The sequence below is a fragment of the Agrobacterium deltaense RV3 genome, assembly GCF_900013505.1.
GTDB classification, from domain to species: Bacteria; Pseudomonadota; Alphaproteobacteria; order Rhizobiales; family Rhizobiaceae; genus Agrobacterium; species Agrobacterium leguminum.
Genome location: NZ_LT009746.1, coordinates 496,957 through 520,207 on the forward strand (window position 1 = coordinate 496,957; position 23,251 = coordinate 520,207).

The following is a 23,251-nucleotide window of genomic DNA, read 5'->3' on the forward strand; positions in this document are numbered from 1 at the left end:
CTCACTTTCCCGCACTGCGTTGCGCAGCATCTTGCTGTGAATAAAGGGCGCGTGGATCGGCCCAATCCTGCACATCGAAATCCGCCGGAATGAATTTCCATTCCAGCAGGAAATCCTTGAAATGGCTGAGTGCATCCAGCTCGGCCGGATCGAGATCGAGCCTCAGATTGCGGTGCACATCCGGGCCATTCGCAGCCAGAACCGCCTCCTCGCTGACGCCGATCTCACGGGCGATGAAACGCACGGCTTCCGCCGGATTGTCATTTGCCCATTGGGCAACCCGATGGACGGTGGCCACCAGTTCCGCCACCAGATCGGGCCGCTCATCGGCAAAGGTGGCGTCCACCGTCAAGGGGCGCGGCGTGCCGTTGTTGATGCGGATTTTCGGATCGGGGTGAAATCCCGTCGACACCACGACCTGCGCACCGATCAGATTAGCGACCGTGACGCCTTCCGCCCCCTTGACGAAAAACGCATCGATCTGGCCCCGATGCAGCGCTGCAATCTCCTCGCCATAAGGAAACCGTCGGCGCAGACCATGGAACCTGTCGTCAGAGGGATCGAGCAACACCGGCTCTTTCGCCGTGAGATCGACAAGCTCGATATCCGCAACGGCGAGGCCCGAGATCGTCAGCGCCGAAACGATGCCCTTCAGGGATGTCGCACGCTGGAAATCGATGGTTTCATTCGGCCGTTTCGGCAGGCCGATGCGCCGTCCCTTCAGGTCGCTGCCCCTGCTTATTCCGCTTGCTGGCAAAGCGATGACGGCCTGAAATTCGTCGGTTCTCGTCAGCCCCACCAGCCGTGTTTTCCGGCCGCCTGATTTCGCCCAGATCGGCGGAATATTGCCGCCCTGACGGAAGGACCAGTCCAGACGGTGATCGAAATGGCTCTGGCGAATGGCCGGATCGGCCGCATCGCGAATGGAGGAAACAGAGATTCCATGGGTGCCGAAACTGTCCTCGATCCAGCCCAGTTGCGCCGCGATCGAAAGCGGCGTGGGCGCCGGGCAGCGTGTGTACCACACGGTTACGGGTTGGGTTATCTGGCGAAGGGCGGCATCAGCCATGGCGTTCGTCCTCGAAATTGCGATCTGGACGGCACGCTACACGCCATAAAATATTTTCTATAGATAAAGTGTACTATTTCAGGCGCGATTGGCGAAATTCGTTTCCATCTTATTCACGATATACCGAGATGACGGAATATCCTTTCGATAATGGCAAGATTCTGGGTCGCATCCCTACCCCCGCCTCGGCCGTTATCTCCTTTCAACCGTAGCTTGGGTGCTGCCACGAATAAAAGTTTTTCTTCTCCGCGCAGCAAGGATTTTTAACTCGCGACCGGACCCCCGGCTGTTACCCTTCCCGCAATTGCGCCGGTCAATACAGGCCGGCAATCCAACAGACCTGAAAGAAACGTGGCAGCATGAGCAAGACCAAACGCCGGCTTAATCTCAATGTCGGCATCAACACCACCGGATACCTCGCCAATGCCTGGAAATACCGGAGCGGAGACCGGCACGACATCAATGACATAGGCTATTATCGCCGGCTGACGGAACTGGCGCATAAGGGCCGGTTCGACGCGGTTTTCCTTTCCGACCACCCGGCACTGCTGACCGACCCGGCAAGCCGCCCGTTTCACACCATCGATCCGCTCATTCTCTCGACATCGCTTGCCGCACAGGTGCCGGATATCGGTTTTGTGGCAACGGTATCCTCCACCTATAATTCGCCCTATAATTTCGCCAGACGAACCCAATCCATCGACCTTGTCACCGGCGGCAGGCTGATCGTCAACATCGTCTCTTCCTTCAATCCCAATGTCGCCGCCAATTTCGGCAACGATCCGCTGCCGCCGCGCAGCGAGAGATATGCCAAGGCCACCGAATTTCTCGATGTGGCGAAAAAACTCTGGTCAAGCTGGGATCCGCGCCGCGAAGGCCAGGTGCCGGAAGAGCGTTTCTGGGATGCGGCGACCGCCGAAACCATCGATCACGAGGGGCAATATTTCCATGTCAAAGGCCCGCTCAACGTTCCGCGTGGGCCGCAGGGGCATCCCGTCATCGCGCAGGCCGGCGCCTCCGAAGGCGGCATCGATCTGGCGGCACGCCATGGCGAGATTATCTATTGCAACATCCTGTCACGCCCGGCGGGCCAGGCCTTTGGCAAGAAGGTCCGCGACCGAGCCATCTCCCTCGGCCGCGATCCCTCCGGCGTCCGCATCGTTCCGGGCCTCGTTGTCATTCTCGGCGAGACCCGCGAGGAAGCATTGCGTAAACACGAACTGTATAGCGGAACAGGCTCCGAAGACGGTCTGCTGGCGCGCTTCGCTAGGGAAAACGGCATCGATCCCCGCGATTTCAATCCCGATGTGAAACTCGATGCGGAACGTTTCGTCCCGGACCAGAACCGGCAATGGGCGGTGGGCATGGGGCTTGGCCTTTCCGACCTGCTGACCCACGAAAAGCTCACCGCCCGCGAGGCCGTGCGCCGCTCGGAAGGACATCACCGGCTGCTGCTCGGCACGCCGGAAGAGGTGGCGGATGGCATTATCGACCTCTGGCAGGATGGCACGGTGGATGGTTATACCCTGCAGCCGCCGCGAGCACCCGACGACATTGCTGAATTCGTCGAAAAGGTCGTGCCGGTGCTTCAGGATCGGGGTGTTTACCCGCGCCAATATGAAGGCGCGACGATCCGCGACCGCTATGGCCTGCCTTATCCAGATTGAATAGCAGCGGTGGCGCTATCGCAAATGTCGATCTCCCGCCCCTCCCGCATGAGGCGGGAATGGCGGGAACGGAACATATTATTGGCCCGTCGCCACTTTCAAAACCGGCTGCCCGCCTGAGAGCTGCGGCAGGACGGAGGCGAAATCCGTGACGATCTGGCGATAATCTTCCGGCTGGAATTCATAGGGCAGTTCGAGGCGGAATTCCGAGACGTGCGGCAGAACGGGATCGCGCGACAGTCTCTCCAGAATTTCGTCCGTCGTTCCAACGATATCGGGCAGGAAAAGCGTGCGGCGCGCGCCATGCGGCGTGGTCGTGCGCTTGTCACGCTCGGCGGCGAATTCCTTGTAACGGCGGCGGGTCGCAGGGCTCGCGCTATCCGTCGGCAGGATCACGCGGCCAAGAGCCACACGCGGCTGGCGCTCATGCGCCCATTCCTGTCGGAAGCGGCTGACCAGCGCCGCCTGCGCGGTCAGAAAATCATCGGTATTTTCGCCGCTGACGATATTCCCTGTCAGAAGATTGAAGCCAGCCTTGCCGGCCCAGCGCGCGGAATTCTGCGATCCGCCGCCGTACCACAGCCGGTCCGTCAGCCCCCTGGCGACTGGACGCAGGCGCGGCACCTGCGCGCCGGCCACATTACCCGCTTCCGTCTCGCTGGATAGCGGTTCCGACCGCAGGGCCCTTGCCAGCTTTTCGGCGCGGGCATGGCTGTAATCGGCATCGGGAACCGTATCGACATAATCCGAAATAAGATGGGCGAAGGGTGGCGCGCCTACCGAAACCCCAACATTCAGCCGCCCGCGCGACAGGACATCCACGGTGGCCAGATCTTCCGCCAGCCTGAAGGGATTTTCATAACCAAGCTGAATGACGGCGGTGCCGAGGCCGATCCGTTTCGTGCGCTGCGATGCCGCCGCGAGGAAAGTGGCCGCCGATGATACGCCCCGCTCAAGATGGCGCTGGCGAACCCAGGCGCTTTGATAACCCAGCGCCTCTCCGGCTTCGAAAAGCTGCAGGGTTTCTTCCAGCCCCCGTGCCGGATCGTCGTCCTGATAATTGCCGGGAACCAGAAATGCGAAGTGGGAGATATGGGAAAGAGGCATGGCTGTACATCCGGAAATGACTGTTGAAGCTCAGCAGCGCAGATGCAGCCATCCCTGTCCCGGACAGCCGTTCAATGCTGCGCATTTCCACGCAGAATGCATGATGACAGGCACGGCTGGCACGGCATGTTCGTTTATAGTCCCGGCCTTTGTTGAAAGATCATTGCGCGATTCAATAGTCTACTAAAATTATGGATTACATCCCATTCGGCATAGGTCGCGCTCATGCCTCCCGTCAGATTTTCTTTCGCCAAGGCGCAAAATTTCCCTCAGGAGCCCGGTCTCACCGATGACCTGTGCAACGCCGTGCGCAAATGGCCTTGATTTTTGGCACTAACATGTAATACAGATTATCATACATGTTGACAAATAACGCATACATGTATGACATTGCAGCAATCGCAAACGCTGCCATACCTGCATGAGGGAGGAATTATGATCATCACCGACGTCGAGGTCCGTGTTTTCCGCACGACGACCCGTCGGCACTCGGACAGTGCCGGTCACGCGCATCCGGGTCCGGCGCATCAGGTGGAACAGGCCATGCTGACAATCCGCACCGAGGACGGTCAGGAAGGCCATTCTTTCACCGCGCCGGAGATCGTTCGCCCGCATGTCATCGAAAAATTCGTCAAGAAAGTCCTGATCGGTGAAGACCATCGCGACCGCGAACGGCTATGGCAGGACCTTGCTCACTGGCAACGCGGTTCGGCCGCGCAGCTGACCGACCGCACATTGGCGGTGGTGGATTGCGCACTGTGGGATCTTGCCGGCCGCTCGCTCAATCAACCTGTATACAAGTTGATCGGCGGCTATCGCGACAAGGTGCTCGCCTATGGCTCCATCATGTGCGGCGATGAGCTGGAAGGCGGGCTGGCGACGCCGGAAGATTACGGTCGCTTTGCCGAAACGCTGGTGAAGCGTGGCTACAAGGGCATCAAGCTGCACACATGGATGCCGCCCGTCAGCTGGGCACCGGATGTGAAGATGGATCTCAAGGCCTGCGCGGCCGTGCGCGAGGCGGTCGGCCCCGATATTCGCCTGATGATCGACGCCTTCCACTGGTATTCCCGCACCGATGCGCTGGCGCTTGGCCGTGGTCTCGAAAAACTCGGTTTCGACTGGATCGAGGAACCGATGGATGAGCAGTCGCTGTCTTCCTACAAATGGCTTTCCGACAATCTCGATATTCCGGTCGTCGGCCCCGAAAGTGCGGCCGGCAAACATTGGCACCGGGCCGAATGGATCAAATCCGGCGCCTGCGATATTCTGCGCACCGGCGTCAATGATGTCGGCGGCATCACCCCGGCGCTGAAGACCATGCATCTGGCTGAAGCCTTCGGCATGGAGTGCGAGGTGCATGGCAACACGGCCATGAACCTTCATGTTGTCGCCGCCACCAAGAATTGCCGCTGGTATGAGCGCGGCCTGTTGCACCCCTTCCTCGAATATGATGACGGCCACGATTATCTGAAGTCGCTGTCCGACCCGATGGACCGCGACGGCTTCGTCCACGTCCCTGACCGGCCGGGCCTTGGCGAGGACATCGATTTTACCTTCATCGACAACAACCGGGTGAGGTAACGTGCGATGAAAACGGTGCTCGCCTTCGGAGACAGCCTCACCTGGGGCGCGGACCCGGCAACGGGTCTGCGGCACCCCGCCGAACACCGCTGGCCAGAGGTGCTGGAGGCCGCGCTTTCCGGAAAGGCAAAGGTTCACCCCGAGGGGCTTGGCGGGCGCACGACCTGTTACGACGACCATGCCGGCCCGGCCTGCCGCAATGGCGCGCGGGCGCTTGAAGTCGCGCTGTCCTGCCACATGCCACTCGATCTCGTCATCGTCATGCTCGGCACCAACGATATCAAACCGGTGCATGGCGGGCGTGCGGAAGCCGCCGTTTCCGGCATGCGGCGGCTGGCGCAGATTGTCGAGACCTTCATTTACAAACCGCGTGAGGCCATTCCGAAACTGCTGATCGTCTCCCCGCCGCCCTGCGTCGCGGGCCCGGGCGGCGAACCGGCGGGCGGGCGGGATATCGGGCAATCGCTCAGGCTTGCGCCGCTTTATCGCAAACTCGCCGCCGAACTCGGACATGCCTTTTTCGATGCCGGGTCGGTCGCCAGCGCCTCACCGGTGGATGGCGTGCATCTGGACGCGCCGGCAACGGCGGCAATCGGTCGGGCGCTCGCAGCTCCGGTCAGAGAGATTCTTGGCTGATCCTGCGACGCCCGAGGAGGAACCGGGCGTGTGGATCAAAACGTGGAAAGGCCGTATTAACCGGCCGTATTGGGAGGAAAGATGAAACATTTTCTTGCAACCGCAGCACTTGGCGCCCTGCTGATCGGCGCCATGCCGCTTAGCGCCTTTGCCGAAACGCCGAAAGACCAGCTCATCGTCGCCACGACCATGAGCAATATCCTCACCCTCGATCCCGCCGCCATTACCGGCCGCGAGACCGTGCAGGTGCTGAACAATGTCTATGACACGCTGGTCGTGCTTTCCCCGAAAGATCGCAGCGTTCAGCCTCGCCTTGCCGAACGCTGGGAGATTGCCGAAGACCGGAAATCGATCCGCTTCCATCTGCGTGCCGATGCCAAATTCGCTTCCGGCAACGCCGTGACGGCCAAGGACGTGGCGTGGAGCCTGAAGCGGCTGCTTGCCCGCAACCTGGCGCAATCCTCCTTCCTGAAAACCCGCGGCTTCAAGCTGGAAGAGGCCGACAAGCTGTTCGTTGCCGAAAACGACCAGACCTTCGTGCTGAATATCCCGAAGCCCGACGATCCCAACCTTCTGCTGATGATCCTTGCGCAGAACGGCCCCGGCTCGATCATCGACAGCAAGACGGCGCTTGAGAATGAAAAGGACGGCGATCTGGGCGGCGCATGGCTGACGCTGAATTCCGCCGGCTCCGGCCCCTTCAAGTTGACGCAGTGGAAATCCAACGAATATATCATCCTTACCCGCAACGACGATTACTGGGGTGAGAAGGCAAAGATGAAGCGCATTCTGATGCGTCATCTGCCGGAATCGCAGTCGCAGCGGCTGATGCTGGAAAAAGGCGATATCGACGTTGCCTACTCCCTGCAGGCCCCGGACCTCAAATCGCTTGAGGCCGATAAGGCCGTCACCATCGAATCCACACCCGGTTCCGGTTTTTATTACCTCAGCGTTTCGATGAAGGATGAGCGCTTCGCGAACAAGAAGGTGCGCGAGGCCCTGCGTTACCTGATCGACTACGACGGTCTCGACAAGGCGGTCATGCCCTATTACGGCAAGCTGCATCAGCGCTCCCTCAGCACTGGCGTCATGGGCGCGCTGCCGGATCAGGGCTACAAGCTCGACATCGAAAAAGCCAAGTCGCTTCTGGCAGAAGCTGGTTATCCTAACGGTTTCAAGACCACGCTGCGCGTGCTTTCGGAAGACCCCTTCATGAAGGCGGCAACGGCGATCCAGAACACGCTGGCGCAGGCCGGCATTCAAGCCGAGCTGATCAGCGGCTCCGGCGACCAGATCTATGGCGCCATGCGCGAGCGGAATTTCGAACTGCTGCTCGGCCGCGGCGGCGGCGGCCAGCAGCCGCACCCGGACAACAACCTGCGCTCCATCGCCTATAATCCCAACAATGCCGATGATGCCAAGCTCACCAATTACCAGAGCTGGCGCACCAGCTTCTTCGATGAGAAGCTGAACAAGATGATCGAGGCAGCGCTGGTCGAGCGCGACGCGGCGAAACAGACGAAGCTTTATGAGGAGCTGCAGGGCTATATGGACGAGATCGTCATGTCCATTCAGCCCTTCTCCGAAGTCATCGACACCGCCGCCTTCCGCAGTGACGTCAAGGGCATGATCGTCAGCCCCTGGCTTTCGCGGTTTGAAGAGGTGAGCAAGGAGCGGTAATTCGCCGCCTATTCTCGAATAAGAAAAGGCGCGGTTAACTCCCGCGCCTTTTTGCTGTAACAAAGCCCCACTCACTCAATGTGTTAGGCGCAAGCGAAACCTCCGCACTCCGTCACCCCGGACTAGATCCGGGGTCTAGTGCGATCAAGTCCTTGATCGCGTAAGACTCCTCTCACGGCGCAGACGCGCCGTGGCTGGATGCCGGATCTAGTCCGGCATGACGGAAGGCGGGTCTCGCACTATGTCAGTAGCCTATGCGTAATTGGCGGCCCGCCATCCCCGCCGTAGCCATTCCAAAAAAATGCCCGGCAGGGGGGCCGGGCAAGGAAGGAGGATGTTATTATCCGTGACGCCCCGGAGGAGGACGGCACGGTCTTGGAGCCGTCACGCGCCTTCATATTCCAGCGAGGCGCCGATCAGTTCGCGCGCATAGGGATGCGTCGCGCCATTGCCGGCGATAGCCTCGCGCGGCAGGATTTCGGTGATTTCGCCGCGCAGCATCACCGCGAAGCGGTCGCACATGTGGTCGACGACGGCGAGATCGTGGGTCACCATGATATAGGTGAAGCCACGCTCTTCCCGCAGGCGCTGGAGGAGATTGAGGATTTCCGCCTGCACCGAGACGTCGAGCGCAGACGTCGGCTCGTCTAGCAGCAGCAGCGACGGTTCGAGGATCAGCGCCCGGGCAATCGCCACGCGCTGCCGCTGACCGCCGGAAAGCTGATGCGGGAAGCGGTCGAGGAAAGAGATGGGCAGTCCGACATCCGTGATGACCTTGCGCATCCGCTCTTCACGGTCGCCGAGCTTGTGGATCGCAAGCGATTCCGAAAGCACGGTGCGCACCGACTGGCGAGGATGCAGCGATCCGTAGGGGTCCTGAAACACCATTTGCAGCATGCGGCACCGCTCGATCAGCGGCATATCGCGCACCGACCTGCCGTCGATGAGGATATCGCCGGTCCAGAAATCGTTGAGCATGGAGACGCAGCGAAGCACGGTGGATTTGCCCGATCCGCTTTCGCCGACCAGCCCGAAGCACTCACCCGGCTCGACGCGGAAGGATACGGAAGGCAGCACTTTCAGCGCCGTATGGCCGCTGCCGAAGGTGATGGAGAGATCGCGGGTTTCAACGGAAACGGCCATTATACGTTCTCCTCCAGCCATTCGGGGCGGCGATCGAGCACCGCAAGCGGCGCACGCGAGCCGCCGATACGCGGCTGCGCCGCCAGCAGGCCGCGCGTATAGGGGTGCTGCGCCTGATCGAGATCGCGTGCGGCGAGCGTTTCCACCACCCGGCCGGAATACATGATGAGCACACGGTCGCAGAAATTGCGCACGAGATTGAGGTCGTGGCTGATCATGATGAGGCCGATGCCGCGATCGCGCACGAGACCGTCGAGAATATTCAGCACCTGCAGCCGCACCGTCACATCGAGCGCCGAGGTCGGCTCATCGGCGATGACGAGATCGGGATCGGCAAGCAGCATCATGGCGATCATGACACGCTGGCCCATGCCGCCGGAAATCTCATGCGGATATTGTTCGTAAACACGGGCGGCATCGCGGATTTTCACCGCATCGAGCATGGCCAGCGCCTTTTCCCGGGCCTCGGCTTTCGAAGCCTTGAAGTGGCGCAGATAAGTCTCCGTCACCTGGTCGCCGACCCGGCGGATGGGGTTGAGGGAGAATTTCGGATCCTGAAGGATCATCGACATGCGCCGGCCGCGAACCTTCAACATCTCCTTCTCATCAAGCGAGAGAAGATCGAGACCATCGAAATCCAGCCTGTCGGCGGTGATCGTCGCCGACGGCAGGAGGCGCAGCAGGGCGCGACCGACGGTGGATTTGCCCGAGCCGCTTTCACCGACGATGCCGAGCCGTTCCCGGCCAAGGGTGAAGGAGATGCCGCGCACCGCCTCAGTCGGCGAGCCGCCATAACGGATACGGAGATTTTCGACGTCGAGGATTGGTTTTTCCATGGCCCTATCTCCGGTTCATCTGCTTCGGATCGAGCGCATCCCGCAGGCCGTCGCCGAGGAGATTGAAGGCGAGGCTGACGGAGAGGATCGCAATGCCGGGGAAGGTGACGAGCCACCAGCTATCCAGCATGTAACGCCGGCCGGTGGCGATCATCGCCCCCCATTCCGGCAGCGGCGGTTGCGCGCCGAGGCCGAGGAAGCCGAGGCCGGCGGCGGTGAGGATGACGGTCGCCATGTTTAGCGTCAGGCGGATGAGGACCGAGGGCAGGCACATGGGCATGATCGACTTGACGATGATGCGCAGCGGCGATGCGCCCTGAAGCCGCGCGGCGGCAATATAATCCGCCTTGCGAAAAGTCATGGCTTCGGCGCGGGCAAGGCGCGCAATCGGCGGCCAGGAGGTGAGTGCAATGGCGATGATCGCATTGTTGAGGCTCGGGCCGAGCGCTGCGACGAAGGCGAGCGACAGGATTAGGCTCGGGAAGGACAGGAAGATATCCGTGATGCGCATCATCACCGTATCGAACTTGCCGCCGAGATAACCGGAAGCCGTGCCGACCAGAAGGCCAACGGGACCGACGATGATCGAGACCAGGGAGATGATGGTGAGTGTGATGCGTGCGCCCCAGAGAAGGCGGCTGTAGATATCGCGTCCCAGCTCATCCGTGCCGAAGACGTGGCCATTACCCGGCGCCTTCAACGTGTTGGCGAGATCCTGCGCGTAGGGGTCATGCGTCGCAAGCCAGGGCGCGAAAATCGCGGCGATGACCAGAAGCAGCAACACAGCTAGGCCGAAGGCCGATGTCGGGCTCTTCAGGAGGAAAACCACGATGTTCTTCAGCGCATTCAAGGGCACCGGAAGGCGGAAGGAGGTTTCTGTACGGGCCGTCATCAGCGGGTCCTCGGATCGAAAAAGCGGTAGAGAATGTCGGACAGGAGATTGAGTCCGATGAAGATGACGCCAACGATGAGAACGCAGGTCATCACGGCATTCATGTCGCCGATGATAAGATTGCTGGTGAGATATTGCCCGAAACCCGGCCAGGCGAAGACGGTTTCAATGAGAACCGCCCCTTCCAGCAGCGAGCCGTAAGCAAGCGCAATGATGGTGACGAGCTGCACGCGGATATTGCCGAAAGCATGCAGCCACACCGTCTGCCGCTGCGACAGGCCTTTAACGCGAGCGGTCGTCACATATTCCTGGCCCAGCTGGTCCAGCATGAAGCTGCGCGTCATGCGGGTGATATAGGCCGAGGAGGAATAACCGAGCAAAGCGGCGGGAAGGATGAGGTGGTTGATGGCCGACCAGAAGACCTCCATATCGCCCGCAAGCAGGCTGTCGATGAGCAGAAAGCCCGTCCGCTCCTCGACCAGACCGATATAGAACTGGTCCATGCGACCACCCCCGCCGACAAGGCCGAGATGGGCGTAAAAAACGATCAGCGCGATCATGCCGGTCCAGAAGATCGGCATGGAATGGCCGAACAGGCTGAGCACGCGCACCAGATGATCCTGCCAGCGGTCTTTATTGACGGCGGCATAAACGCCCATGGGAATGCCGAGGCCGGCGCCGATCAGGATCGCGAAGGTCGCCAGCTCCATCGTCGCCGGCATGACCCTGATGATGTCTTCGATGACCGGACGCCCGGTGCGGATCGAGGTTCCGAAATCGCCGGTGAACACGTCTCCCAGATAATAGAAGAACTGTTGCCACAGCGGACGGTCGAAACCGAGCGCGTGATAGACCTGTTCATAGGTTTCGCGCGTCGCATCCTCGCCCACGATCGCCCGCACGGGATCGGCGGGCATCAGGCGGCCGATAAAAAAGGTCAGCAGCAGCAATCCAAGCAGCGTAACCGCAATACTTCCGATCTGGCCGGACAGGCCATATAGCGAAAGGCGTCTTTTTGACATGATTCCTCCCTTGCCAGAGATCGACCGCGCAAGTGACCAGGGCGCAATCCTGTCTGACAACTATCCGCAAGTTGTCACAGGTGTTGGAAGCTGTCAAGCGCATGCCAGCGGAATCCGTGTTGGACGAGGTTCCTAAATATGTGTCCCGGGTGGAAATTTCGGACCGGGCTCACCCCGCTTTCGTTTTTTTTGGGGGAAAAGGGCCTGCGTTGCGCAACCGCAAAAGCCTGTATTCTCCGCCTTGCGGAATGCGCCGATACCTGTCCCTGGCTATGATACCAATGAGGTGCGTACCTTCAGGGGGAGGAAAATATGGCTGACATGACGCTTCTGGCTTTGCCGTGGTCGCCATTATCGGAATTGCGACACCCGGCCCCACCGTTTTACTGGCGCTTGCCAATGGCTCGAGATTCGGAATACACCGCGCCATGATCGGCATGGCCGGCGCTGTTCTCTCGGATTTCGTCCTGATCGGCGTGGTTGCACTAGGATTGGGCTGGCCTTCTATCGGCGGGCAACTGTGTAAACCATTGATATATGGTCGGGATCACTCCACCGCTGTGCGGGAGCGCAGAAGCACCTTGTAGCGCTCAAGGCTGCCGCGCAGATGCGCCGCCATATATTGGCGGGCGGCATCGGCATCGCCTTCGATGATGGCGTCGACGATCTTCGCATGCTCCTCCTGGAGATGCAGGTTGTAGTCCTTCGGACGCGACCCGGGCGCCGCACCCTGCAATTCGCCGCGGGGAATTATGCCGGAGCGAATGAGCTGAAGAAACTCTGGAAACCGCCTGTTCTGCGTCGCCTGTGCAATGGCCAGATGGAACTCGAAATCGGCGTCCCGCGTCGGCAGGCCGGCGGCGAGACAATCACCAACGCGCCGATGCGCATCCACAATCGCCTCCACCTGCACGGCGGAACGGCGCGATGCCGCAAGCCCGGCGGATTCGACCTCGAAAACGGTGCGCAATTCCAGTAATTCGATCACCGAGGAAATTCGCCCGACGGCCAGATCGTTAAAGGGCAGCTCCTTGGCCGGTTTTACTTCGACAGCAAAAACACCCGCGCCCTTGCGCGCTTCAACAAGGCCATCGGCGCGCAGAATGGCGATGGCCTCGCGCACCACGGTTCGGCTGACGGAATATTCACGCGTCAGTTCGCTTTCGCTTGGAAGACGGTCGCCGGGGCGGAACACACCCTCCGACAGATCCCGCCGTAATGCCGAACTGATTTTCGCCGCGAGCGATACCCCCTGCTTCGTGCTGCTCTCAACGTCCATTCCGGCCCACCTGTTTTAAACTTGTCTGGCATGTTAGCAAACGTCCGCTACATTGCAAGGGCCGGGCCTGCGCACCACCGGGACGAATGGCCGCCCTCACGCTGCAGCCATGGCCGAACTGCTGGAAAAGCGGCTCCTATATTCACCCGGTGAGAGGCCAAGAATACGGTGAAACACCCGGCGAAAGGCGGCTGAATCCTCATAGCCCACCGACCAGGCGATCTGATCGACCGAACGGCGGGTGAATTCCAGCAATTCCCGCGCCTTGCCGACCCGCAGATGCTGAACATATTCGATGGGCTTCATGCCGGTGGCCGCCTTGAAGCGGCGTAGGAAGGTCCGCTCCTCCAGCCCGGCATGGCCGGCCATGTCGGTAACGCTCGTCGCCCGCCCGGCGCGGGCCTGCAGCCAGTGCTGCACCTTCAGGATCGGCTCATCGCCATGCGTCAGCCTCGGAGCAAAGCTGCTATAATGACGCTGTTCACGCCCCGAGGGATCGATCAGCAGGAACTTTCCGGTTTCTATCATCACCGAAGGTCCGAGCAGTCGGTCGACGATGCGCAGGCCAAGATCGGTCCACGCCATCAACCCGCCAGCCGTGATGATATCGCCATCCTCGATGACGATCTTGTCGATCTCCAGCCGGATATCGGGGAAACGTTCGCGGAACCGCTCGGCAAACAGCCAGTGGGTAGTGGCCGGGCGACCGGACAGGAGACCCGTCGCGGCGACAATGAAGGAACCGCCGCAACTGGCGGCGAGCGTCGCCCCTTGCGCATGCCGATCCAGCAGCCAGCGGGCGTAAGGCTCGGCTTCCGCGATTTCGGCCGGCCCGGTCAACCGGCCCGGCACAACGAAGATATCGGGATGTCCCGGCCTGCCGGGCTCGGTGTCGTGACAGCGGGAAAATTCACCGCCCTCGCCCATGCTCCAGTGGCTGACCCGCAATTTAGGCCCGCCGCGATCCTGTGAAAATACCGACGCGATGGCGAAAAGATCGGTGATGCCATGCACCATGGCAATCTGACAGTCCCGATAGAGGACCAGCCCCACTTCCAGCGCGCTTCCCGTTACACCTGCCATGCGCCCCACACCCCGTTTTGTCAGTTTCGGCTCGTTTTCTGTCAGAAGCGCCAATCCAGCCCCGGCACCCTCCAGAGTATCTCTATTCCCACGGGACGCAAGCAAGCTCCCTGCAACAGGAGAGAGAGCCATGACAACGATCACCACCAGAGACGGAACGCATATTTTCTACAAGGACTGGGGCCGCAAAGACGGCCAGCCCATCATCTTCTCCCATGGCTGGCCGCTCAGCGCCGATACATGGGATGCACAGATGGTGTTCTTCGCTAACAACGGTTTCCGCACCATCGCCCATGACCGGCGCAGCCACGGCCGCTCCGATCAGGTCTGGCATAACAATACCATGGATCAATATGCCGACGATCTGGCCGAGCTGATCGAACAGCTCGATCTTCACGACATCATTCTGGTCGGCCATTCCACCGGCGGCGGCGAGGTCACCCGTTATATCGGCCGCCACGGCACGGCCCGCGTCGCGAAAATCGCCCTCATCGGCGCGGTGCCGCCGCTGATGCTGAAGACGGAAAGCAATGCCATCGGCCTGCCGATCAATGTTTTTGACGGTATCCGCAAGGGCACCTATGACAATCGCAGCCAGTTCTTCAAGGATCTGACCATTCCCTTTTACGGCTACAACCGTGAAGGCGCCGTGATATCCGAAGGCATCCGCGAGGAATTCTGGCGGCAGGGCATGATGGGCGGCCTGAAGGGCCAACTCGACAGTATTCGCGCCTTTTCGGAAAGCGATTTCCATCAGGACCTGAAGGCCTTCGACAAACCGACGCTGGTTCTGCACGGCGATGACGACCAGATCGTGCCAGTTGGTGCATCCGCGCTTTCCACGGTCAAAATCGTCAAACACGCGGTCCTCAAAATCTATGAAGGCGCCGACCATGGCCTGACGCAGACCCATCAGGACCGGTTCAACGCCGACCTTCTCGCCTTCATCAACGCCTGAAACCGCCGCACAAAGGAGACACGGACATGACACGGAATACATTTCTCATCACCGGCGCATCCGACGGCATCGGCGCGGTCTATGCCGAACGTCTGGCAAAACGCGGCCATGATCTCATTCTTGTGGCTCGGCGCGCCGAAAAGCTGAAGGCGCTCGCCGCACAGCTGGAAAAGGATCATCGCATCGCGGTCGAGGTTCTCTCCGCCGATCTTTCCAGGGCGGAAGACCTCGAAAAGGTGGAGGTGCGGCTGCGTGAGGACCGGCGGATTACCGGCCTCGTCAACAATGCCGGCATTGCCGGCGAGGGCGCAATCACGGCGCTGGACCCGGCCTATGTCACGACGATGATCAACCTGAACATTCTTGCCGTCACCCGGCTTGCGGCAGCCATCGCACCGCGCCTTGCCGCCGATGGCAGGGGCACGATCATCAACATCACCTCGGTCACAGCTTTGATGCCGGCGGCGTTCACCGCCGTCTACCCGGCCACAAAGGCCTTCGTGCTTGCCTTCACCGAGGCGCTGCAGGCGCAGCTTTCGCCCTCCGGTGTGCGGGTTCAGGCCGTCCTGCCGGGCATCACCCGCACGGCGATCTGGGAAGAGGAACGGCTCGAAGCCATTCCGGCCGCCATGGTCATGGATGTTTACGAGATGGTGGATGCGGCCCTTGCCGGGCTCGACCTCGGCGAAGCGCTGACCATTCCTTCCCTGCCGGATACGGCCGATCTTGAAAATTTCCTTGCGGCGCGCGCGGCGTTAAGGCCCAATCTGTCGCATGCACTTGCCGCCAGCCGGTATCGTGCAGCCAAAACCGAATAGAGGGAGACGTATCATGATCCTCGGACTGACAATTCCCCAATTCACGGCATTGCATGTGGGCTTAAGCTTCATCGGCATTGCCACCGGACTGATCGCCCTGCCCGCTTATGCGGCGGGGCGGTGGATGCCCCGCATGATGGCGATTTTCCTCGTCACCACGCTCGCCACCACACTTACCGGCTTCCTGTTTCCAATCGGAAATTTCACACCGGCACTCGGCGTCGGCATCATCTCGACCCTCGTTCTGGCTATCGCACTGGTTGCGCTTTATGGATACGGTCTGAATGGCAGGGCGCGCATCATTTATACGATCACCGCCACGATCAGCCTTTATCTCAATATGTTCGTGTTGATCGTTCAGGCTTTTCTCAAAGTAGAAACACTCAACAACCTGGCGCCGAACGGCAATGAACCGCCCTTCGTGGTCGCCCAGACGGTTCTGCTTGTTGCAGCCATCTGTCTTGGCTGGAAGGCGACACGCCGCAGGCTCGCCGTCTGAAGCGAGCCTGAATTCGAACCGGTTTTCGCGAACATGCCCTGTGCCCAATATTTCGGGCGCAAGGCATGTTTTTGCATGTCCGATACAGGCAATCTCAGCCCACCCGTCACAAAACGAAGAAATCCCGTCTCTAGGATTTCTTTCCGAACCTTTCCTGAAAATACGGCTGGAGACATTCGGAAACGAGGGCGGTCCGCGCCCTTGCAAACATACAATATACATTATATAATAATATATATTAAATTATTACAACAGGAGGTGCCGATGAATGCCGTGAAGATCAACGAGCGTCTGACAGTTGCGGGCCAGCCCATGATCGCCGATTTCCCATCACTCTCCGCCCAGGGTTATAAAAGCATCATCAACGTCCGGCCTGATGGTGAAGAGCCCGGCCAGCCGGGCAATGCGCAGGAAAAAAGCGCCGCCAGCGCGGCCGGCATGGATTATGGTTTCATCCCGGTAAGCGGCCCTACTATTACCGAAGCCGATATCCGCGCCTTCCAGCAGAAAATGGCGGAAGCGGAAGGCCCCGTTTTTGCCCATTGCAAGGGCGGCACCCGCGCGCTCACGCTTCATGTTCTCGGGGAAGCGCTGGATGGACGCATCGAAAGAGACGATATCGAGGCTTTCGGCAAGGCGCATGGCTTTGACCTTTCCGGCGCCACCCGCTGGCTGGACCGGCGCGCTGCGGCGGTTCCGCACGTCAAGGCATTCTTCGATCCGCGCACATGGAGCGTGCAATATATCGTGTCCGATCCCTCCACCGGGCGCTGCGCCATTATCGACCCGGTCTATGATTTCGATGAGAAATCCGGCGCGACCGGAACGATGAATGCCGACGCCATTCTGGACTATGTGGAGAGCCAGGGTCTGTCGGTGGAATGGATTCTCGATACCCATCCGCATGCCGACCATTTTTCCGCCGCCCATTATCTGAAGCAGAAGACCGGCGCGCAGACGGCGATCGGCGCGAAGGTCACCGGCGTGCAGAAGCTCTGGCAGGAGAAATACAACTGGCCGGATTTCAAAACCGATGGCTCGCAATGGGACCGGCTGTTCGAGGCGGGGGACAGGTTCAATATCGGCTCCCTTGAAGCGCGCGTGCTGTTTTCGCCCGGCCACACGCTCGCTTCCGTGACCTATGTGGTGGGTGATGCCGCCTTTGTGCACGATACGCTTTTCATGCCCGATTCCGGCACCGCGCGCGCCGATTTCCCCGGCGGTAGCGCCAGGGAACTCTGGGCGTCGATCCAGGACATTCTCGCCCTTCCCGATGAAACACGGCTTTTCACCGGCCACGATTATCAGCCCGGCGGCCGCGCGCCTAAATGGGAAAGCACGGTCGGCGAACAGAAACGCAGCAATCCGCATCTTGCCGGCATGACGGAGGAGGGCTTCATCCGTCTCAGGGAAGCGCGGGATCGCACATTGCCGATGCCGAAGCTCATTCTCCACGCCCTGCAGGTCAATATTCGCGGCGGCCGCCTGCCGGAGCCGGAAGCGAATGGCAAACGTTACCTGAAATTCCCGCTCGACGTGCTGGGGGGCAGCATATGGTAAAGGAAAACGCGCTGGAAAAGCTCCGGCATATTGCAGAAATCCCTCTCCCCGCCATGGAAGAGCGGGCTGTCGAGGTCGCGCTGCTTCTGAAAACGCTTGCCCATCCCGCGCGGCTGATGCTCGCCTGCACGCTGGCGCAGGGGGAATTTTCCGTCGGCGAGCTGGAGGTGAAGCTGGATATTCGCCAGCCGACGCTTTCCCAGCAGCTGGGCGTCCTGCGGGAAGCCGGTGTGGTCGAAACCCGGCGCGATGCCAAGCAAATCTTCTACCAACTGAGCGAAGCGAAAGCGGCGCAACTGATAGAGGCCCTTTACACCATATTCTGCGCGCCGGAGGAGGAGACCCCGTGAGCCCCTATTGGCCCTCTCTTTTCGGCGGCATGCTGCTCGGTCTTGCCAGCATTCTGCTGTTTCTTTTCAACGGCCGCATTGCCGGCATCAGCGGGATCATGGGCAAAATGCTCGGCAGGGAGCGGCGTCTTGCCGATCTCGCCTTCGTCGCCGGCTTGCTGGCCGGGCCTTATATCCATGCAGCCGCATTCAGCCGGCTGCCTGCCGTCACCATAGTTTCACCATGGCCGCTCATCCTCATTGCCGGCCTGCTGGTGGGTTTTGGCACGCGCATGGGCTCCGGCTGCACGTCCGGCCATGGCATCATCGGGCTGGCGCGATTTTCCCGGCGCTCCATCGCCGCGACCGCCACCTTCCTGATCACCGGCATTTGCGTCGCGACGATAGTAGGAGCCCTGTCATGAAAAATCCGGCCGTGGCGCGTGTTGTCCTGGCATTGGCCGCCGGAGCGCTGTTCGGCTTCGGCCTCTCGCTCTCCGGCATGGTCGATCCGGCCCGTGTTTCCGGTTTTCTCGACGTGGCGAGCGGCCATTGGGACCCGAGCCTGATGTTCGTTCTCGGCGGTGCCGTGATGGTCGCCGTGCCGGGTGTGCTGCTCAGCCGACGTCTCGCCAAACCGGTCCTCGCAGAGGATTTCAGCCTTCCAGTAAAAACCCGCATCGACCGGCCGCTCATAACAGGCTCGGCCATTTTCGGCGTCGGTTGGGGGCTTGCCGGTTTCTGCCCCGGCCCGGCACTATCGGCTCTCGCCCTCGGGCTTGTGCCGGTCGTTCTTTTCGTCAGCGCCATGATTGCCGGCATGCTGGTCCACGACCGCCTCTACGCAAAGCAGCCATAATGCAAACGCTGGTTCGGCGCGCGGGGAACGGGCCGTCGCGCGGGGCTGGAACGCTCCCGCGCGACTGCGTGTGATTAGAGGTCGATGAGGCTTTTGCCTGTCATTTCGGGCGGCAGCGGCACATTCATCAGTTGCAGCAGGGTGGGGGCGACATCGGCGAGAATGCCGTCATGCAGCTTCGCACCTTCCGGGCCACCGAAAAGGATCACCGGCACCGGATTGGTGGTGTGCGCCGTATGCGGGCCACCGGTCACCGGGTCGACCATGGTTTCGCAATTGCCGTGGTCGGCAATGACAAGCATAGCGCCACCCACTTTTTCGAGGGCGGCAACGACCGCACCAAGCCCACGATCCACGGCTTCACAGGCCTTGATTGCGGCCTGCAGATCGCCGGTATGGCCGACCATATCGGGGTTGGCGTAATTGGTGACGATCAGATCGTAACCCTTGCCGATTGCCTCAACGAATTTTTCCGTCACTTCCGGCGCGCTCATCTCCGGCTGCAGATCGTAGGTCGCAACCTTCGGGGATTTCGGCATGAAGCGGTCTTCGCCGACCTCCGGCTCTTCCTTGCCGCCATTCAGGAAGAAGGTGACATGCGGATATTTTTCCGTCTCGGCAAGGCGGAACTGCGTAAGCCCCTGCTTCGCCACCCATGCGCCCAGCGTATTGACGATATCGCGCTTGGGATAAGCCGTGGTCATGAAATCATTGTGCCGGGTGGAATATTCCACCATGCCGAGCAGCGCCGAAAGGACTGGCTTTTCGCGCGAAAAACCATCGAAATCGTCCGCCCCTATGGCAAGCAGGATTTCACGGGCACGGTCGGCGCGGAAATTCAGGCAGAACAGGCCGTCGCCGGCCTTGAAGCCCTCATAGCCGTCGATCACCGTCGGCAGGATGAATTCGTCGGTGACATTGTTTTTGTAGCTCTGGGCAACGGCGCTCACCGCATCCCGCGCATGCTCGCCTTTCGCCAGAACCATGGCGTCATAGGCTTTCTCGACGCGCTCCCAGCGATTGTCGCGATCCATCGCATAATAGCGGCCGATCACCGTGCCGATGCTTGCCCCCTGCGGCAGGCTTGCCACCAGAGCCGCCACAAAATCTTCAGCCGATTGCGGCGCGACATCGCGGCCGTCGGTGATGGCATGTACCACCACCTTCAGGCCGTGGCTGATCATCAGCTTCACCGCCGCCTGACCGTGGAGGATATGGCCATGGACGCCGCCATCGGAAACGACGCACATCAGATGTGCCACACCACCCGCGGCCTTCACCGTGGCGGCGAAATCAAGCATCGCCGCATTGCGGAAAAAGCTGCCATCCTCGATAGCCAGATCGATCTGGCCGAGATCCATGGCGACGATGCGGCCGGCGCCGATATTGGTGTGGCCAACTTCGGAATTGCCCATCTGCCCGGTGGGCAGGCCGACATTCGGGCCAAAAGTGGTGAGCCTCGCATTCGGGCAGGTGGCGAAAAGCCGGTCCATGGTGGGCGTATTCGCCAGCACCGGCGCATTGCTGGAGGTGTCCTCGTTCAGCCCCCAGCCATCGAGAATAGTCAGGACAACGGGTTTGGGAGTGCTCATGGGAGGACCTTCTTCTTCATTCGGTTGCCGGCGGAGGGCGGACCGCCGGGCACCGGAGCGCCCTCTTCCGCCACTATGATCATGATGAGAAAACATGCTTCTCGTTCTTCTCTTCTATACCCGAAGATGACGAACGCAAGCCTATACCGACAGCGAAACAGTTCCGTGATGGTCGAAAACGCGGGCTAAGAAATGCTGTCATGACACGAATACGCCCTCATTCCTGTGCTTGTCACAGGAATCCAGCCGACGCGCGTCTGCGCGGTGGAGAGACTCCTTTCAGCCCAAGGACTTGGGCTGACTGGATCCCTGTGACAAGCACAGGGATGAGGGAGCACGGATCGCCTTCACTCGATAAAAATAAGCGCGGGCTTCTCCAGCAATGCCTTGACGGCCTGGATGAAGACTGCCGCATCCCACCCATCGACAACCCGGTGATCGAAGCTCGATGAGAGGTTCATCATCTTGCGCGGCACAAACCGCGTCCCGTCCCACACCGGCCGCGTCATGATCTTGTTGACGCCGATGATCGCCACTTCGGGGTGATTGATGATGGGTGTCGAGACCACACCGCCCAAGGCTCCCAGCGAACTGATGGTGATCGTGGAGCCCATCAGCTCTTCCCGATGCGCAGTGCCGGTGCGGGCGGCTTCGGCGACGCGTGCGACTTCGTCCGCGCATTCCCAAAGACCGAGCGTTTCCGTGTGGCGCACGACCGGAACGGTGAGGCCCGACGGCGTCTGCGTGGCGATGCCGATATGAACCGCTTCATAGTGGCTGACGACCCCTTTGTCGTCGTCGAAGGTGGCATTCATGCCGGGATGATCGGCAACGGCCTTCACCAGCGCGCGCATCAGGAACGGCAGGATCGTCAGCTTCGGTTGCCCGGAACGGCGGTTGCCGTTCATGGTCGCGCGCAAATCCTCCAGATCGGTCACGTCGACTTCCTCGACATAGGTGATGTGGGGAATGCGGGAGGCGGAAAGCACCATCTTCTCGGCAATCTTGCGCCTGAGCCCGGTCACCTTCACCTCCTCGACAGCGCTATCGTGGGGCGCTATCGGCTCGGGGCGTTCCGGCCGACCCCGTACCGTTAAAAACCCATCGAGATCGGCATGGGTGATATGCCCGTCCGGCCCCGTGCCCTTGATCTTGGTGAGATCAATATCGAGATCATCGGCACGCTGGCGAACGGCGGGGGATGCGAGCGGCTTGTGATGCGGTTCGGCGGCGGGCGGCGGCGGCGGCTCCTCGGGCTCTCGCGCCGTCGGCTGGGCTTCAACGGGTGGCGGCGTGTCCGTCATGTCGGCAGGCGCTTCCGTCATTTGTGTCGGTACTTCCGCTTCCGGCACGCTGCCATTGGGAGCGGCGGCGGCGACATCGGTTTCAATGCGCAGGAGCGGTGCCTTTACCGGCACAGTATTTCCTACCGTCACGGCAAGCCAGGTGACGACGCCCGCCACCGGGGATGGGATTTCCACAGTCGCCTTGTCCGTCATCACCGCGGCCAGCACCATGTCCTCATGGACGATATCGCCCGGTTTGACGTTCCATTCCACCAGTTCGGCTTCCGCCACACCTTCACCGACATCGGGCATCGTGAGAACAAATTCCGCCATAATCAGGCCTCCATGACTTCAACAAGGGCGCGCCCGACACGGACAGGTCCCGGAAAATAGTCCCACTCCTGCGCATGGGGATAAGGCGTATCCCAGCCCGCGACGCGGACGACGGGGGCCTCAAGGTGATAAAAACAATGTTCCTGCACCAGGGAAACGACTTCGGCCCCGAAGCCGGAGGTCAGCGTCGCCTCATGCACCATGACGCAGCGGCCGGTCTTGGAAACGGACTTCACGATGGTATCTAGATCGAGCGGCAGCAGGCTGCGAAGGTCGATGATCTCGGCATCCACGCCTGTCTCTTCCGCCGCCGCCAGCGCCACATGCACCATGGTGCCATAAGCGATGACGGTGACAGCGTTTCCGGGACGGCGTATCTCCGCCTTGCCGATGGGAATGGTGTAGTGCCCTTCCGGCACCTCGCCCATCTCGTGCTTGGACCAGGGCGTTACCGGCCGGTCGTGATGCCCATCGAAGGGACCGTTATAAAGCCGCTTCGGCTCCAGAAACATCACCGGGTCGGGGTCTTCAATGGAGGCGATCAGCAGCCCCTTGGCGTCATAAGGATTTGAAGGAACCACCACCTTCAACCCGCAGACATGGGTAAAAAGCGCTTCCGGGCTCTGGCTGTGCGTCTGCCCGCCAAAAATGCCCCCGCCGGTCGGCATTCTGAGAACGATGGGGCAGGTGAAATCGCCATTGGAGCGATAGCGGATACGCGCCGCCTCCTGGGTGATCTGGTCATAGGCGGGATACATGTAATCGGCGAACTGGATTTCGACACAGGGCCGCAGGCCATAAGCGGCCATGCCGATGGCGGTGCCGACAATGCCGGATTCGCTGATCGGAGCATCGAAACAGCGGGTCTTGCCGTATTTTCCCTGCAGCCCCTGCGTGGCGCGGAACACGCCGCCGAAATAGCCCACATCCTCGCCGAACACCACGACCTCGTCGCTGCGCTCCATGGACACATCCATGGCGCTGCGGACGGCTTCAATCATCGTCATTCTTGCCATGTC

The 23,251-nt window shown here is 60.7% G+C and carries 22 protein-coding genes and 1 pseudogene; 12 read left to right on the plus strand and 11 right to left on the minus strand.

The window, feature by feature from the left end; translation table 11 throughout:
• Position 1 precedes the first annotated feature (1 nt).
• Positions 2–1,069 carry an ABC transporter substrate-binding protein gene (locus tag AGR7B_RS16620; protein ID WP_078053462.1) on the minus strand — a complete coding sequence of 356 codons (1,068 nt, stop codon included), beginning with the start codon at positions 1,067–1,069 and terminating at the stop codon, positions 2–4.
• 359 nt (positions 1,070–1,428) lie between these two features.
• Here AGR7B_RS16620 and AGR7B_RS16625 point away from each other — a divergent pair, with 359 nt between their 5' ends.
• Positions 1,429–2,736 (plus strand): NtaA/DmoA family FMN-dependent monooxygenase, encoded by a 1,308-nt coding sequence (locus tag AGR7B_RS16625; RefSeq protein WP_065657154.1) that lies wholly within the window; start codon positions 1,429–1,431, stop codon positions 2,734–2,736.
• 78 nt (positions 2,737–2,814) lie between these two features.
• On the opposite strand, the gene AGR7B_RS16630 is transcribed toward AGR7B_RS16625, so the two are convergent.
• Positions 2,815–3,843: an LLM class flavin-dependent oxidoreductase gene (locus AGR7B_RS16630; protein ID WP_080857368.1), complete on the minus strand. Its 1,029-nt coding sequence runs from the start codon at positions 3,841–3,843 to the stop codon at positions 2,815–2,817.
• A 435-nt stretch (positions 3,844–4,278) separates the two neighbouring features.
• Here AGR7B_RS16630 and AGR7B_RS16635 point away from each other — a divergent pair, with 435 nt between their 5' ends.
• From AGR7B_RS16635 to AGR7B_RS16645, 3 genes are all read left to right on the plus strand, one after another.
• Positions 4,279–5,427, plus strand: coding sequence for a mandelate racemase family protein (locus tag AGR7B_RS16635; protein ID WP_065657151.1), 1,149 nt, complete (start codon positions 4,279–4,281; stop codon positions 5,425–5,427).
• A 6-nt stretch (positions 5,428–5,433) separates the two neighbouring features.
• On the plus strand, positions 5,434–6,063 hold the full coding sequence (locus AGR7B_RS16640; protein WP_080857369.1) for an SGNH/GDSL hydrolase family protein: 630 nt from the start codon (positions 5,434–5,436) through the stop codon (positions 6,061–6,063).
• Between the two features lie 81 nt (positions 6,064–6,144).
• Positions 6,145–7,743, plus strand: a complete 1,599-nt coding sequence (locus tag AGR7B_RS16645; protein ID WP_080857370.1) for an ABC transporter substrate-binding protein — start codon at positions 6,145–6,147, stop codon at positions 7,741–7,743.
• A 384-nt stretch (positions 7,744–8,127) separates the two neighbouring features.
• Here the strand turns inward: AGR7B_RS16645 and AGR7B_RS16650 are convergent, their stop codons facing one another.
• The 4 genes from AGR7B_RS16650 to AGR7B_RS16665 are packed head-to-tail and all read right to left on the minus strand — an operon-like array spanning position 8,128 to position 11,636.
• Positions 8,128–8,886 carry an ABC transporter ATP-binding protein gene (locus AGR7B_RS16650; protein WP_065657148.1) on the minus strand — a complete coding sequence of 253 codons (759 nt, stop codon included), beginning with the start codon at positions 8,884–8,886 and terminating at the stop codon, positions 8,128–8,130.
• Positions 8,886–9,722 (minus strand): ABC transporter ATP-binding protein, encoded by an 837-nt coding sequence (locus tag AGR7B_RS16655; RefSeq protein ID WP_065657147.1) that lies wholly within the window; start codon positions 9,720–9,722, stop codon positions 8,886–8,888. Before AGR7B_RS16655 ends, AGR7B_RS16650 begins: the two co-directional genes overlap by 1 nt.
• Positions 9,723–9,726: 4 nt before the next feature.
• Positions 9,727–10,614, minus strand: coding sequence for an ABC transporter permease (locus AGR7B_RS16660; RefSeq protein WP_003524723.1), 888 nt, complete (start codon positions 10,612–10,614; stop codon positions 9,727–9,729).
• Entirely contained in the window at positions 10,614–11,636 is a 1,023-nt protein-coding gene (locus tag AGR7B_RS16665; RefSeq protein ID WP_020813122.1) for an ABC transporter permease, read from the minus strand. Before AGR7B_RS16665 ends, AGR7B_RS16660 begins: the two co-directional genes overlap by 1 nt.
• Positions 11,637–11,948: 312 nt before the next feature.
• On the opposite strand from AGR7B_RS16665, the pseudogene AGR7B_RS26210 reads away from it, so the two are divergent.
• Positions 11,949–12,133: pseudogene (locus AGR7B_RS26210) on the plus strand (LysE family translocator); the annotation flags it as partial.
• A 50-nt stretch (positions 12,134–12,183) separates the two neighbouring features.
• Here the strand turns inward: AGR7B_RS26210 and AGR7B_RS16675 are convergent.
• Entirely contained in the window at positions 12,184–12,915 is a 732-nt protein-coding gene (locus AGR7B_RS16675) for a FadR/GntR family transcriptional regulator (RefSeq protein WP_035261197.1), read from the minus strand.
• Positions 12,916–13,011: 96 nt separating this feature from the next.
• Positions 13,012–13,998, minus strand: a complete 987-nt coding sequence (locus tag AGR7B_RS16680; protein ID WP_078053457.1) for a GlxA family transcriptional regulator — start codon at positions 13,996–13,998, stop codon at positions 13,012–13,014.
• A 130-nt stretch (positions 13,999–14,128) separates the two neighbouring features.
• Here AGR7B_RS16680 and AGR7B_RS16685 point away from each other — a divergent pair, with 130 nt between their 5' ends.
• From AGR7B_RS16685 to AGR7B_RS16715, 7 genes are all read left to right on the plus strand, one after another.
• The gene (locus AGR7B_RS16685) at positions 14,129–14,956 is read left to right on the plus strand and encodes an alpha/beta fold hydrolase (protein ID WP_080857371.1); all 828 of its coding nucleotides are present in this window, start codon (positions 14,129–14,131) and stop codon (positions 14,954–14,956) included.
• A gap of 26 nt (positions 14,957–14,982) precedes the next feature.
• On the plus strand, positions 14,983–15,774 hold the full coding sequence (locus AGR7B_RS16690) for an SDR family NAD(P)-dependent oxidoreductase (RefSeq protein ID WP_080857372.1): 792 nt from the start codon (positions 14,983–14,985) through the stop codon (positions 15,772–15,774).
• A 13-nt stretch (positions 15,775–15,787) separates the two neighbouring features.
• Positions 15,788–16,273: a hypothetical protein gene (locus AGR7B_RS16695; RefSeq protein ID WP_003524730.1), complete on the plus strand. Its 486-nt coding sequence runs from the start codon at positions 15,788–15,790 to the stop codon at positions 16,271–16,273.
• 264 nt (positions 16,274–16,537) lie between these two features.
• Positions 16,538–17,833: a bifunctional sulfur transferase/dioxygenase Blh gene (gene blh / locus AGR7B_RS16700; protein ID WP_080857373.1), complete on the plus strand. Its 1,296-nt coding sequence runs from the start codon at positions 16,538–16,540 to the stop codon at positions 17,831–17,833.
• The gene (gene bigR, locus AGR7B_RS16705; RefSeq protein WP_059753505.1) at positions 17,827–18,183 is read left to right on the plus strand and encodes a sulfite-sensing transcriptional repressor BigR; all 357 of its coding nucleotides are present in this window, start codon (positions 17,827–17,829) and stop codon (positions 18,181–18,183) included. The genes blh and bigR overlap by 7 nt, the downstream gene beginning before the upstream one ends.
• Positions 18,180–18,587 carry a YeeE/YedE family protein gene (locus AGR7B_RS16710; RefSeq protein WP_121490430.1) on the plus strand — a complete coding sequence of 136 codons (408 nt, stop codon included), beginning with the start codon at positions 18,180–18,182 and terminating at the stop codon, positions 18,585–18,587. Before bigR ends, AGR7B_RS16710 begins: the two co-directional genes overlap by 4 nt.
• On the plus strand, positions 18,584–19,021 hold the full coding sequence (locus AGR7B_RS16715) for a YeeE/YedE family protein (RefSeq protein ID WP_078053452.1): 438 nt from the start codon (positions 18,584–18,586) through the stop codon (positions 19,019–19,021). The genes AGR7B_RS16710 and AGR7B_RS16715 overlap by 4 nt, the downstream gene beginning before the upstream one ends.
• A gap of 74 nt (positions 19,022–19,095) precedes the next feature.
• Here AGR7B_RS16715 and gpmI read toward each other — a convergent pair whose 3' ends face one another.
• From gpmI to AGR7B_RS16735, 3 genes are all read right to left on the minus strand, one after another.
• On the minus strand, positions 19,096–20,613 hold the full coding sequence (gene gpmI / locus AGR7B_RS16720; protein WP_080857374.1) for a 2,3-bisphosphoglycerate-independent phosphoglycerate mutase: 1,518 nt from the start codon (positions 20,611–20,613) through the stop codon (positions 19,096–19,098).
• A gap of 347 nt (positions 20,614–20,960) precedes the next feature.
• Positions 20,961–22,232 carry a dihydrolipoamide acetyltransferase family protein gene (locus AGR7B_RS16730; RefSeq protein ID WP_080857375.1) on the minus strand — a complete coding sequence of 424 codons (1,272 nt, stop codon included), beginning with the start codon at positions 22,230–22,232 and terminating at the stop codon, positions 20,961–20,963.
• A 2-nt stretch (positions 22,233–22,234) separates the two neighbouring features.
• Complete coding sequence (locus AGR7B_RS16735) at positions 22,235–23,248, minus strand: alpha-ketoacid dehydrogenase subunit beta (protein ID WP_080857376.1); 1,014 nt, start codon at positions 23,246–23,248, stop codon at positions 22,235–22,237.
• Between the last annotated feature and the right edge of the window lie 3 nt (positions 23,249–23,251).

Bases quoted from the DNA above. Each gene is read 5' to 3' on its own strand.
- AGR7B_RS16730 (WP_080857375.1), bottom strand. From the start codon at position 22,232: ATGGCGGAATTTGTTCTCACGATGCCCGATGTCGGTGAAGGTGTGGCG.
- AGR7B_RS16695 (WP_003524730.1), top strand. From the start codon at position 15,788: ATGATCCTCGGACTGACAATTCCCCAATTCACGGCATTGCATGTGGGC.
- AGR7B_RS16625 (WP_065657154.1), top strand. From the start codon at position 1,429: ATGAGCAAGACCAAACGCCGGCTTAATCTCAATGTCGGCATCAACACC.
- AGR7B_RS16690 (WP_080857372.1), top strand. From the start codon at position 14,983: ATGACACGGAATACATTTCTCATCACCGGCGCATCCGACGGCATCGGC.
- AGR7B_RS16620 (WP_078053462.1), bottom strand. From the start codon at position 1,069: ATGGCTGATGCCGCCCTTCGCCAGATAACCCAACCCGTAACCGTGTGG.
- blh (WP_080857373.1), top strand. From the start codon at position 16,538: ATGAATGCCGTGAAGATCAACGAGCGTCTGACAGTTGCGGGCCAGCCC.
- AGR7B_RS16660 (WP_003524723.1), bottom strand. From the start codon at position 10,614: ATGACGGCCCGTACAGAAACCTCCTTCCGCCTTCCGGTGCCCTTGAAT.
- AGR7B_RS16675 (WP_035261197.1), bottom strand. From the start codon at position 12,915: ATGGACGTTGAGAGCAGCACGAAGCAGGGGGTATCGCTCGCGGCGAAA.
- AGR7B_RS16680 (WP_078053457.1), bottom strand. From the start codon at position 13,998: ATGGCAGGTGTAACGGGAAGCGCGCTGGAAGTGGGGCTGGTCCTCTAT.
- AGR7B_RS16715 (WP_078053452.1), top strand. From the start codon at position 18,584: ATGAAAAATCCGGCCGTGGCGCGTGTTGTCCTGGCATTGGCCGCCGGA.
- AGR7B_RS16665 (WP_020813122.1), bottom strand. From the start codon at position 11,636: ATGTCAAAAAGACGCCTTTCGCTATATGGCCTGTCCGGCCAGATCGGA.
- AGR7B_RS16735 (WP_080857376.1), bottom strand. From the start codon at position 23,248: ATGGCAAGAATGACGATGATTGAAGCCGTCCGCAGCGCCATGGATGTG.
- AGR7B_RS16650 (WP_065657148.1), bottom strand. From the start codon at position 8,886: ATGGCCGTTTCCGTTGAAACCCGCGATCTCTCCATCACCTTCGGCAGC.
- AGR7B_RS16630 (WP_080857368.1), bottom strand. From the start codon at position 3,843: ATGCCTCTTTCCCATATCTCCCACTTCGCATTTCTGGTTCCCGGCAAT.
- AGR7B_RS16685 (WP_080857371.1), top strand. From the start codon at position 14,129: ATGACAACGATCACCACCAGAGACGGAACGCATATTTTCTACAAGGAC.
- AGR7B_RS16635 (WP_065657151.1), top strand. From the start codon at position 4,279: ATGATCATCACCGACGTCGAGGTCCGTGTTTTCCGCACGACGACCCGT.
- AGR7B_RS16640 (WP_080857369.1), top strand. From the start codon at position 5,434: ATGAAAACGGTGCTCGCCTTCGGAGACAGCCTCACCTGGGGCGCGGAC.
- AGR7B_RS16645 (WP_080857370.1), top strand. From the start codon at position 6,145: ATGAAACATTTTCTTGCAACCGCAGCACTTGGCGCCCTGCTGATCGGC.
- gpmI (WP_080857374.1), bottom strand. From the start codon at position 20,613: ATGAGCACTCCCAAACCCGTTGTCCTGACTATTCTCGATGGCTGGGGG.
- AGR7B_RS16655 (WP_065657147.1), bottom strand. From the start codon at position 9,722: ATGGAAAAACCAATCCTCGACGTCGAAAATCTCCGTATCCGTTATGGC.
- bigR (WP_059753505.1), top strand. From the start codon at position 17,827: ATGGTAAAGGAAAACGCGCTGGAAAAGCTCCGGCATATTGCAGAAATC.